8 protein-coding genes are annotated in these 12,523 nt (G+C 29.8%); 6 read left to right on the forward strand and 2 right to left on the reverse strand.

Features of this window, described 5'->3' with window-relative positions; translation table 11 throughout:
• The first annotated feature begins 376 nt into the window (after window positions 1-376).
• From C820_RS11860 to C820_RS11885, 6 genes are all read left to right on the forward strand, one after another.
• On the forward strand, window positions 377-1,555 hold the full coding sequence (locus C820_RS11860; RefSeq protein ID WP_004033537.1) for a tyrosine-type recombinase/integrase: 1,179 nt from the start codon (window positions 377-379) through the stop codon (window positions 1,553-1,555).
• Between the two features lie 132 nt (window positions 1,556-1,687).
• Window positions 1,688-2,338 (forward strand): SGNH/GDSL hydrolase family protein, encoded by a 651-nt coding sequence (locus C820_RS11865; protein ID WP_004033536.1) that lies wholly within the window; start codon window positions 1,688-1,690, stop codon window positions 2,336-2,338.
• Between the two features lie 136 nt (window positions 2,339-2,474).
• Window positions 2,475-3,872: a copper amine oxidase N-terminal domain-containing protein gene (locus C820_RS11870; RefSeq protein ID WP_004033535.1), complete on the forward strand. Its 1,398-nt coding sequence runs from the start codon at window positions 2,475-2,477 to the stop codon at window positions 3,870-3,872.
• 147 nt (window positions 3,873-4,019) lie between these two features.
• Window positions 4,020-5,618 carry a peptide chain release factor 3 gene (locus C820_RS11875; protein WP_004033534.1) on the forward strand — a complete coding sequence of 533 codons (1,599 nt, stop codon included), beginning with the start codon at window positions 4,020-4,022 and terminating at the stop codon, window positions 5,616-5,618.
• A gap of 15 nt (window positions 5,619-5,633) precedes the next feature.
• Window positions 5,634-6,137, forward strand: coding sequence for a metallophosphoesterase (locus C820_RS11880; protein ID WP_004033533.1), 504 nt, complete (start codon window positions 5,634-5,636; stop codon window positions 6,135-6,137).
• A gap of 59 nt (window positions 6,138-6,196) precedes the next feature.
• Complete coding sequence (locus C820_RS11885; RefSeq protein ID WP_004033532.1) at window positions 6,197-7,012, forward strand: hypothetical protein; 816 nt, start codon at window positions 6,197-6,199, stop codon at window positions 7,010-7,012.
• Window positions 7,013-7,053: 41 nt separating this feature from the next.
• Here C820_RS11885 and C820_RS11890 read toward each other — a convergent pair whose 3' ends face one another.
• Both C820_RS11890 and ispG read right to left on the reverse strand, forming a co-directional pair.
• Window positions 7,054-11,397, reverse strand: a complete 4,344-nt coding sequence (locus C820_RS11890) for a PolC-type DNA polymerase III (protein WP_004033531.1) — start codon at window positions 11,395-11,397, stop codon at window positions 7,054-7,056.
• Window positions 11,398-11,434: 37 nt separating this feature from the next.
• On the reverse strand, window positions 11,435-12,484 hold the full coding sequence (gene ispG / locus C820_RS11895; protein WP_286010440.1) for a flavodoxin-dependent (E)-4-hydroxy-3-methylbut-2-enyl-diphosphate synthase: 1,050 nt from the start codon (window positions 12,482-12,484) through the stop codon (window positions 11,435-11,437).
• Window positions 12,485-12,523 lie beyond the last annotated feature (39 nt).

A 12,523-nucleotide genomic window follows, 5' to 3' on the forward strand; every position in this document is an offset into this window, starting at 1 on the left:
AATTTCCTTAGAAAAGATATATATCTATCAATAACTATCATAGGTATAATAGGACGAAACAATAGAAAATCTAATTTATCACAAAGAATATATATTAATAATTTTATTTCAAGTTTATATAGTTTATATTTCATACTATCACTCCTTTTTTATTTATTATAACACAAATATTGTATAATACGAAAAAAAAGGAGAAATCAAACGTGTAAAGCACGGAAGCACTTATCAATTATCCATAAAATAATAAAGTCCCTAATGTCTACAACACACTAAGGACTTTAAAAAAAGAATTAATATAATAAGTTTAGTCACCATTATTATATCAAAGCCGTCCTACAATTTCAAGTTTTTTTAAACAAGAAAGGATTGATATAATATGGCAACGATTAGAAAAAGAGGAAACTCTTATCAAATTAGAGTATTTTGCGGTACTGACCTTTATGGTAAAAAAGTAGTAAATTCTATGTCATGGAAACCAGATGACAAAATGACAGAACGTCAAATAGAAAAAGAATTAAATAAAATTGCTGTACAGTTTGAAGAAAAAGTAAAAAATGGTATTGTTACAAAAATAGACAATAAAATAAAACTATATGAATTTTGTGATATTTATTTAGAAATGCAGAAAAAGGCACTTTCTCCTACTACTTATCATGTTTATAAAAGTATTATTACAAATTATATTGTACCTGCGTTGGGTCATATAAAATTAGCAGAAGTTACACCAATGCACCTACAAAAATTTATATATGCTCTTTCAGAAAAAAGTATATCAGCAACTTCTATAAAAACATATTATGCAGTTGTACAATCATTATTTTGTTTTGCTTGTAAAATGGGGTTTTTAGAATACAATCCATCTGTTTCAACAAAATTAAATTTCCCAAAAGCTGCCCCAACTCATACAGATATATTAGATGAAAATGGTATTAAAAAGCTTTTAGAGTGCCTAGAAAATGAGCCTATTATGTGGAGGGTACTTATTCACCTAGCATTATGTACTGGCTGTAGAAAGGGGGAAATTGCCGCTTTGCAGTGGTCTGACGTGATATGGAAAAAAAATCAAATCAATATTTGCAAAAGTTTATATAATATTAAAGGGGAAAAAGGTATCAAATCACCTAAAAATAACACAAGCAATCGTATTATTGCAGTACCTAGCTATATGATAGAAATGTTAAAACAATATAGAAATAGACAATTAGAAATAAAATTATCCTCTGAAAAGGAATGGAATAAACATAATATGATTTTTACAGATAAAAAAGGAGATTATATATCGCCATATAGTATTTCAAATTGGTTTAAATATTTTTTACAAAAAAATGCTTTATCACACATTAAATTTCACGCCCTTCGTCATACTTCGGCTACAATACTACTTGCAAGTGGTACAAATATCAAAACCGTTTCTAGTCGTTTAGGGCACTCTAATTTAGTCACTACAAATAGATATGTCCACGCTCTTATAGATGCCGACATTGCGGCTGCTGAAACATTAGAACAAAAGCTAAATTTTGAAAAAGTGGGACAAGAGTGGGACAAACAAGCATAAATTGAAATAAAATATTTAAGTAAGAAGTGCCTAAAAGTATTGAAAATATAATATTTTTTGCCCTTCTTACTTGATTTATTCTTTATCACTGAATTATAACATCAATATAATATAAATAAGGAGGAGCAGCAAATGATACAAACAACAATTGTTGCCTTTGGTGACAGTATTACATTTGGCTATGGTGTAAGCAAAAAATGTACTTATACAAGGCGTTTAGAGGCTTTTTTACCTCAATGTTATCCTTCTGTCAACTGGAAAATAATAAACAGTGGTATAAATGGTGATACTACAAGAGAAGCATTACAACGTATACAAAAAGACGTTTTAGATTATCACCCTAACATTGTTTTTATACTTTTAGGCTCTAATGATAGTGCATTAGTAGAAGACCAATATCGTACTGCTTATGAATATGAAAAAAATATGTGTTCTATAATAGAGCAAATACAAAATCACAATAATCATACAGGATTACATCATTGTCGTCCTATTGTTGTTTTAATCACACCCCCTCCAGTTGTAGATACAGATTTTTTTCCATTTACTACAACAGATAGAGTAGAAAAATACTGTGATATTATAAAAAAAGTAGCAGAACAATATCATTGTACTATGATTGACTTTTTTTCTATATTAAAATACGAAAGTGAGGAAGAATTTACTTCTCTTTTTCAATATGATGGCATACACTTAAGTGAAAAAGGATATGATTATTTATATGATAGCATTTTTTCTGCTATTACACGTCTTGTAGATAGAAATGGTATATTAAAAGAATAGAATACAATAAAGTAGAAGTATTATACTTCTGCTTTTTTTGTTTATCCTTTTCATTGTGTTTATTATGTTATTGTGCTATACTAATAAAAATATAATATTAATATTATATTATTTTATAGTAAAAGGAGGTAATTATATGAAACAAATATTAAAAAAATTTACTGCTATATTAACCACATTCACTATAGCAGCAAGTATTTCTGTTACAACATGGGCAGAAGAAAATAATGATATGAATTTACAAATTAATGGTGAAATGATTGCTTTTGATAATTTAAAACCTATCAACCGCAAAAATCGTGTATTTGTTCCTCTCCGTGATACATTGCAGCAAATGGGTGCAGAAGTATATTATGACGACACACAACATTTAACAACAGCACAAAGAGGCGATACAACAATACAATTTCACCCTGGAGAAACAAATGTTACTGTAATAAAAAATGGTGTAGAAAAAAATTTAGAAACATCTATGGTGATTTCTTCTGGAAATACTTACATACCAATACGTTTTTTAGGAGAAGCATTTGACTATCCAGTAGGCTGGGACGCAGAACAAAAAACAGCATTGTTAATTGACACAGACAAATTATTAGCAGATGCTGGTTCTTTCTCTATTATGAACCGTTATATGGAATATAACAAAAAATTCTCTCAACAGCCTTATATTTTCAAAGGTACTTTTTCTTTTGAATTAAATATGCCTTATAATGAAACTACAGCAGAACTGATGCCAATTACAGGTTCTGGTACATTTGAAGGTATTTCAGAACAAGACAAACAAAATATGTCTATGGCAATGCAATTAAACACAGAAGGATTGAAAAAATATATTGCAACAGAAGCACCTGATGAAGAAACATCAGAAATTGCAAATACTGTTGTAAACGCATTAGAAAATATAGAAATCAATTATATTACAGATATTTCTACAGCAAAAATTTATTTCCAATCTCCATTATTTGCTCTTGCAGATATGGACGGAAATGCTTGGTACTACATGGATTTAAATGAATTTTATTCTTCTATGGGTATGGACATTGATTTCTCTGAATTAGTAGAAACGACAAAATATAATGACTTTAATTTTGAATACTATATCAAAAATGCACTTGCTTCTGTACCATTAACAAGTGTAAACGATTACAACGATTTTCAACAATCTATAGGCAGTTTTGTAGCACTTTTTGGAGATAATTCTTTCCAACAGCAAGCAGATGGATATACTTCACAATTCGATTTTAGTCAAGATGGTGCTGATATTCATTTTACTATTAAACTTTTAGAAAGTAATAACGAAATTTCTGGTTACGACATGAATATTACTGCTGGCACAGGTGGTACAAATTATATTACAGTATCTGCAAATCAAAATGATACAACTGCTACTGTAACATTTCATTTAAGTGTACCAAATATGCTAACTATGGTGTTTAATTGTGGTATGACTATGGAAGCCACAGATCAAAAAGCATTATCACAACCTTCTGGTGATGCTATAAATATTATGGACATTGTAGAAAATATAGAATAATATAAAAGTCCCAAAAGTTTATAAAAACGAATGGGACTTTTTTATTGTAAAAATTCATTATAAATATCATATTATTGTTTTCTTTTTTCATTATTTCGGTTACAATAGAATAATGGTAAAAAAGAGAAAGAAAGGAAATTAATTTATATGGTTAATCAAGAAATAATACAAAAAAGACGTATTTTCGGTGTCATTTCTCACCCTGATGCTGGTAAAACAACATTAACAGAAAAATTGCTTCTTCATGGTGGTGCAATCAGAGAGGCTGGTACTGTTAAGGCAAGAAGAAATCAAAAATTTGCAAAATCAGACTGGATGGAAATTGAAAAGCAAAGAGGTATTTCTGTCACCTCTTCTGTTATGCAATTTGAATATAATGATAAAGTTGTTTCTATTATGGACACTCCCGGACATAACGACTTTGGTGAAGACACATATCGTATATTGACATCTGTAGACAGTGCTGTTATGGTAATTGACGCAGCAAAAGGTGTTGAAGCACAAACAGAAAAACTTTTTAAAGTATGTAGTATGCGTCAAATTCCTATATTTACATTTATAAATAAATTAGACCGCCAATCAAAAGACCCTCTTGATTGTATGGCAGATTTAGAAGATGCACTTGGACTGCCTTCTACTGCTGTCACATGGCCTATAGGAAATGGCTTAACATTTGAAGGAATTTATGACAGATTAGAAAACAAAGTATATATATATAGAAAAAATGATGTAATTGATTTAGGTGCAAATGGTGTATATGGTGATAAATTAGATGGTATTATCAGTGAAGCAAATATTGATATACTTCGTAATGAAATTGAATTATTAGATGGTGCTGGAAATGCTTTTGATTTACAAGCAATAAAAGAAGGAAAACTTTCTCCTGTATTTTTTGGTTCTGCTTTAGTAGATTTTGGTATTGTTCCCTTTTTAAATCACTTTTTAGATTGGTCACCTGCTCCTGGCGAAAGGAAAACAACTACAGGAGCAATAAAACCTACTGATGACTTTTTTAGCGGTTTCATATTTAAAATTCAAGCTAACATGAACCCTGCACACAGAGATAGACTGGCATTTTTACGTATCTGCTCTGGTACATTTGAAAGAGGAATGAATGTTACACTTTCTCGTACTGGAAAACAATTCAAATTAAGTCAATCTACGCAACTTATGGCAAATGAAAGGGAAACAGTAGAAAAAGCTTATGCTGGTGATGTTATTGGTATTTATGACACAGGTAATTATCAAATTGGCGATACATTAACTACAAGTAAAGATAAAATATTTTTTGAACCACTTCCTACATTTCCACCTGAATTTTTTAAAAGAGTACACCCTATTAACTCTTTAAAAGCAAAACAATTTCAAAAAGGTGTTTCACAGTTGGCTCAAGAGGGTGCAATACAAGTTTATCACAATGAGTATAACGATATTATACTTGGTGCTGTAGGAGTGTTACAATTTGAAGTATTTGAATATCGTCTTAAAAATGAATACAATTCAGAAGTACGTATGGAAGATTTAGATTATAGTGTAGCAAGATGGGTATCTCCTACTGTTTCAAAAGACATTGATTTAAAAAATTATGTTTCTTCTCGTTGTTCACTTGTTTATGACAGATTTGAAAGACCTGTTTTCCTTTTTGCAAATAGTTATACTATGAACACATTTATAGAAAAAAATGAAGAAATTTTATTAGTAGAAGCATTAGATGTAGATGATGAAGCCTATTTAAATCAATCATAAAAATAAGGTGGTAATATGACTAACATATATTTTATTGCAGATACTCATTTTTCAGAGCAAACTATTATAAGATATGAAAATAGACCTTTTCAAAGTATTACACAAATGAATAATGAAATTATTTATAGGTGGAATTGTACTGTAAAAAACAGTGATATTGTTTATGTTATTGGTGATTTTGGTGCTGATAAAAACGAATGTTCTATATTAAATCAATTAAATGGTAAAAAATATCTTATAAAAGGAAATCATGACAAATATAGCAATGAATATTATCGTTCTGTTGGTTTTACAGAAGTGTATGATATGCCTATTATATTAAATGAATTTTGGATATTATCTCATATGCCAATGTATATAAACAGCAATATGCCCTATGCAAATATATTCGGACACGTTCACAATTCCCCAATGTTTAACACATATAGTAGTCAACATTATTGTGTGTCTGTAGAAAGAATAAATTATACTCCAATTTCACTAAATGAAATTATAAAAAAAATACAGACACAATATTAAAATTTATCTATATAAAAAAATAGTAAACATCATCTAGATAAATATAGAAAGGAACAATTATGAATTTAATAGATTTTAATTCCCCTTTATGGGATATGTACAAAGGAGCTTATGGAAGTGTAAAAGACGATATTATAGTACTCACAAATGAAAAACAACTTTTTTATAAAAAAAATGAAAATTCAGATTATTATATTGCTTTTGAAAATTTATTTGAAAATATAAGTCATCAAATGAGTTTTTATAATGCTACATATATTGCTCTGCCTTATATTGTAACATTGCTAGAACAATACGAAAATAATTTTTTAGAACAATTTTACATCATTTCAAATGTTGGTTATTGTATTGCAACAGATATTCCAGAAAATCATTCTAAAGAAGATAAAATCGAACAATCTATATTAGATAATTATGAAAAAAGTGTTTCTATACTACAACAAAAAACAAAAAAATTTTTCTTTGAGCATATGGAATTGTTAAATCAAATGTCCTCTGCTGAAAAATCAGGATTTTGTACTTCTCTTTTAGCAATATTAGGAGATAGACATCTTGCTCATATTTTAGTGCTTTCTGCTTGGGACATATTTTATATATTGTGTGATAACTGTGAATATTGTGATGAACAATTATCATTTTCTTTTTCAAACAAACAAGAATTAAACCAAATCACACCAGCTATATATCAGCCAAATCAATGGAATAACATATCATTTGACGATACATTTGTTTGGTTAAGTAATGTATTATATATATTAGGAGAAGAACATCTTATTAAAATATTGTCTTATTATTGTGGTATATATACTTGTCCTCGTTGTGGCAATCAAAAAAAAGTTATTGATTTTATAAAAAACTATTTTGAAAACTGTTAAAAAAAGTCCTGCTAATATCATAGCAGGACTTTCTTTTTTGTTTAATCCATAAATAATGACAACTGATTTGTATCTGGTATTCCCTTTAATACACCATTTTCTTTTAACAATTCAACAAGTGTTTTGCCTACAGAAGTTCTTTCTTTAAATTCTTCTATTGTTTTAAATTCTCCTCCCTTTTGTCTGCCCTCTACAATACTTTGTGCTGCTGTATCTCCCAGTCCCTGCAAAGAATGAAAAGGAGGAATTAATCCATTTCCTTTTATAATAAATTTTTTTGCATCAGACTCATATAAATCAATAGGTAAAAAATGAAATCCTCTTGCATAAAATTCTACAACAATTTCTAATACTGTCAATTTATTTTTTTCTTTTGTAGTTGCTTCTATACCTTTTGCATTAATGTCATGTATTGCTTGTTTTGCTATTTCTTCTCCCAAGCACATAGAAGTATAGTCAAAATCATCACACGCCCTTACTGTAAAATACGATGCGTAATAAGCCAAAGGATAATTTACTTTAAAATAAGCAATACGAAATGCCATCATAACATATGCAGCAGCGTGTGCCTTTGGAAACATATATTTTATTTTTTGGCAGGAGTCTATATACCAATCTGGCACATTATTTGCTTTCATATCTGCAATGTCATTTTCGTCTAATCCTTTTCCTTTTCTTACTTTTTCCATAATTTTAAATGATTTCTTTTTTTCTACTCCTTTATTGATTAAATAAATCATAATACTATCACGTGTAGAAATTGTTTCTTTTAATGTAATAACTTTATTTTCTATTAATGTTTGAGCATTACCTATCCAAACATCAGTACCATGAGAAAGTCCTGATATTCTTAATAAATCTGCAAATGTTTTAGGTTTTGTATCAAGAAGCATTTGTCTTACAAATTTTGTTCCAAATTCTGGTATGCCTAATGTACCTGTTTCGCAGCCTATTTGCTCTGATGTTACTCCTAATACTTTAGGCGACTCAAACAATGACATAGTACCTTTATCTCCCAATGAAACGCTTTGAGGATTTACTCCTGTTAAATCATACAACATTCTAATTACAGTAGGGTCGTCATGTCCTAGCAAATCCAATTTTAAAAGACGTCCACTAATAGAATGATAATCAAAATGTGTTGTAGTAATGGTAGAATTCATATCATTTGCTGGTCTTTGTATAGGACAAAACTCATAAATATCATGGTCACTTGGTACAACCATAAGACCACCAGGGTGTTGTCCTGTTGTTCTTTTAATACCTGTGCAACCTTGTACCAAACGGTTAATTTCTGCATTATGAGCTGTTATTTCTTTTCCATCAAAATATTTTTTTACAAAACCATATGCTGTTTTTTCTGCCAATGTGCCTATTGTACCAGCTTTAAAAACGTGACCTGTACCAAACAATTCTTCTGTATAAGCATGTGCTGTTTGCTGATACTCTCCCGAAAAATTTAAGTCAATATCAGGCTCTTTATCTCCATCAAATCCTAAAAATGTTTCAAAAGGAATATCATGTCCTTCTTTATTGAGTAATGTGCCACAAACTGGACAATTTTTATCTGGCATATCACAACCACTGCCTTCTTCCATAGCTGCTGCTTTTACAACATCAGACTCAAAATCAGAATATTTACACTTTGGACAAACATAATGTGGAGGTAATGAATTTACTTCTGTAATACCTGCCATATTTGCCACAAAAGAAGAACCAACAGAACCACGAGAACCTACTAAATAGCCATCTGCAACAGATTTCCAAACTAGCTTTTGTGCAATAATATACAACACAGAAAATCCATTTTTAATAATAGAATTTAATTCTTTATCTAATCTTTGTTGTACAATTTTTGGCAAAGGGTCACCATATATTGATATTGCTTTTTGCATTGTAATTTGTTTGAGCTGTTCTTCTGCACCATCAATTTTAGGTGGAAATGTTTCATCAGGTATTGGTTTTATTTTTTCAATACTATCTGCAATTTTATTTGTATTTGTTATAACAATTTCTTTTGCTTTTTGTTCTCCTAAATACTGAAATTCTGAAAGCATTTCTTCTGTTGTTCTATAATATAATGGTGGTTGATTTTCTGCATCAGAAAATCCCTCTGCTGTCATAATTACTTTTCTATACACTGCATCTTCTGGGTCTATAAAATGTGCATCACAAGTCGCTACTACCAATTTATTATACTGTTCTCCCAAGTGCACAATTTTTCTATTAAAATCTTTAATATCTTCTACAGAACGAACTGCATCTATTTTTTGTGAAGCAATCATAAAATGGTTATTTCCTAAAGGCTGTATTTCTAAATAATCATAGAAATTTACAATTTCTTCAATATATTCTTTCGGTTTATTGTCAAGCAATGCTCTATATAATTCACCTGCTTCACAAGCACTTCCTATCATAAGCCCTTCTTTTAATTTCAAATATTCACTTTTAGGAATACGTGGTCGTCTAAAATAATAATTGATATGTGCTTTTGATACCAATTCATATAAATTTCTTAATCCTGTATTATTTTTTACCAATATAATAGCATGATGCGATTTTAATTTATTATAATTCACTGTTCTACTTGCCAAAACATTAATTTCATCTATATTTGTAATACCTTTTTGTTCCAACATAGCAATTAATTTTATAAAAATTTCTGCTGTAGCTTCTGCATCATTTACAGCTCTATGATGTCCCTCTAATGAAACCCCTAAATGCTCTGCAACAATATCTAATTTATGCTTTTTTAACTCTGGTAAAAGTGTTCTGGATAATTCTACAGTATCTAAAACAGTGTTATCTACAGAAGGCATATGTAATGCTTCTGCATTGTTTCGAATAAAACCTACATCAAAACCTGCATTGTGTGCCACAAGTACGTTATTTCCACAAAATTTCAAAAATTCAGGCAATACTGTATCAATCGTAGGGGCATCTTTTAACATATCATCAGTAATATTTGTTAGTTTTACGATTTCTTCACTTAAACGTCTTTTAGGATTTACAAATGTACTAAATCTATCTGTTATTTTACCATTTTCTACTTTGACAGCACCAATTTCAGTAATTTTATCATTCTCTTTAGAAAGTCCTGTTGTTTCAATATCAAATACTATAAATGTATCCTGTAAGCTTTGTCCTTTTGGACACATCACAACATTACCTAAATCATCTATCAAATACGCTTCTACACCATAAATTACTTTTAAATCTGTACCATTAGCTGCATTCATAGCATCCGGAAATGCTTGTACTACACCATGGTCTGTAATAGCAATGGCTTTGTGTCCCCATTCTATTGCTCTTTTAATATATGTTTTTACATTTGTTACACCGTCCATACTACTCATTTGTGTGTGCAAATGCAGTTCTACTCTTTTTTGTTCTGCATTATCTTTTCTTTTAGGAGGTGCTTCTGCTAGCATAATATTTTTTGCCATAATGTTAATTTCTTTAGCATATTTATCAAACTGTACCTCTCCTTGTACACGCACATAATTGCCACTTTTTATATATGTTTTTAATTCTTTTTCAAAAATATTTTTTTTGACAAAAAACTTTACAGTAGTAGAGTCTGATAAATCTGTAATATCAAATGAAACAATATATTTTTCTCCTTTTATTTCTCTCGTTTCTACATGGAACAAATTGCCTTCAATAATTACTTTTTCACCTTCTATTTTACTGTCATATATTTTTGAAACAGCACCATTAAATTCTTTACCGAAAAGAACTCCTTTTATAATGCCTTCAGAAACAGCTTCTGTTTGTTGTGCATTACGCATTTTTTCTGCTTCTGCCTGTTTTGCACTTATTTGTGCTATCATTTCATTTTGCTTAGAAATTTGTTTTTGAGACAATTCTTCTTTTTCTTGCTCAGAAATGTGTACATCTTTAAACATTACACGGAATTGTAACCCTGTTTGTTGTTGTAAATATTGCTGAATTTTTTCTTCTATGCCTTTTTTACACATATAATATGCAGTATTATTTTTTACATAAATTAATAATTTTTTTTGTTGTAGTTGCCAATATGCTTCTTTCATAATACCCTTACAAATGGGACTTTCTGATGAAATTTCACACACTACATTTTCCCAACATTTTTCAATAATTTCATTTTCTGAAAATTTTTCTTTTACATTAAAAAATGGGCTGATACTCACTTCTTTTATACCAGGAAGCTGATTTAACAACTCATTTTGAAGCTGCTGCAATGCAGTATATTGCAGTATCTCATCAGAAATTAAATGTACTTCTAAATTTTTTTGCCTTTTGTGTACAATAATATTTTCTACAACACTATTACAAAATGCTTTTTGTACTGCTTCAGAAAGAGATATTCTTTCAAAAACAGCAGGAAATGTTTTTGTTGTCACAAAACCCCTCCTTACTATTTCAATATTTTTTAAAATACTACATCATTTCTATTTCTTTTATTAGTTGTTCTACTAATTCATTTTCTGGTATCTTTTTAATAATTTCTCCTTTTTTAAAAAGAAGACCTTCCCCTTTTCCTCCAGCAATACCGATATCTGCCTCTCTTGCTTCTCCTGGCCCATTCACAACACAACCCATAACTGCTACTTTTAATTTTTTATTCAAATTTTTACATTTTTGTTCTACTTCATTAGCAATAGAAATCAAATCAATTTGTGTTCTGCCACAAGTTGGACAAGAAATCAATTCAATTCCTTGTTCTAGCATACCAACACTTTTTAATATTTCTTTTGCTGCTTTGATTTCTTCCACAGGATTTCCTGTTAGTGAAACCCTTATAGTGTCCCCAATACCTTGCAACAATATCGTTCCAATACCTACAGCAGATTTTACAGTACCACTATAAACAGTGCCTGCTTCTGTAATTCCTACATGTATAGGATAATCAATTTTTTCAGAAAGTAATGTATATGCTTGTACACTAAAAGGCACATTTGATGCCTTTATAGACACCACAATATCATAAAATTGATATTTTTCTAATATTCTGACATGACGCAATGCACTTTCAACTAATCCTTCTGGTGTAACGCCACCATATTTTTGTATCAAATCTTTTTCTAAAGAACCACTATTTACACCAATTCGTATAGGAATTTGTTTTTGTTTTGCCTTTTCTACTACCGCCTGTATGCGGCTTTGTTCTCCAATATTTCCGGGATTGATACGCACTTTATCAATTCCTAAATCCATCACTTTTAATGCCAATTTATAATCAAAATGAATATCTGCAACAAGAGGAATAGAAATTCTTTTTTTAATTTCTCCTACTGCTTCTGCTGCTGCCATATCAGGTACAGCCACCCTTACCACTTGACAGCCTGCCTGTTCTAATTCTAATATCTGTTTTACTGTTTTTTCTACATCTCTTGTATCTGTGTTACACATAGACTGTATTACAACAGCATGATTTCCTCCCATAACAACATTTCCTACTTTTACTACTCTTGTTTGTTTTCGTTTTATTTCACTCATTCATAATACACTCCTCTTTTTAAAACAAAA

This window comes from Clostridium sp. MD294, assembly GCF_000364165.2.
In the GTDB taxonomy this organism is placed as follows: Bacteria; Bacillota; Clostridia; order Lachnospirales; family Anaerotignaceae; genus Coprocola.

Coding starts and splice junctions, on each gene's coding strand:
- C820_RS11860 (WP_004033537.1), top strand. CDS start 377: ATGGCAACGATTAGAAAAAGAGGAAACTCTTATCAAATTAGAGTATTT.
- C820_RS11870 (WP_004033535.1), top strand. CDS start 2,475: ATGAAACAAATATTAAAAAAATTTACTGCTATATTAACCACATTCACT.
- C820_RS11875 (WP_004033534.1), top strand. CDS start 4,020: ATGGTTAATCAAGAAATAATACAAAAAAGACGTATTTTCGGTGTCATT.
- C820_RS11880 (WP_004033533.1), top strand. CDS start 5,634: ATGACTAACATATATTTTATTGCAGATACTCATTTTTCAGAGCAAACT.
- C820_RS11885 (WP_004033532.1), top strand. CDS start 6,197: ATGAATTTAATAGATTTTAATTCCCCTTTATGGGATATGTACAAAGGA.
- C820_RS11865 (WP_004033536.1), top strand. CDS start 1,688: ATGATACAAACAACAATTGTTGCCTTTGGTGACAGTATTACATTTGGC.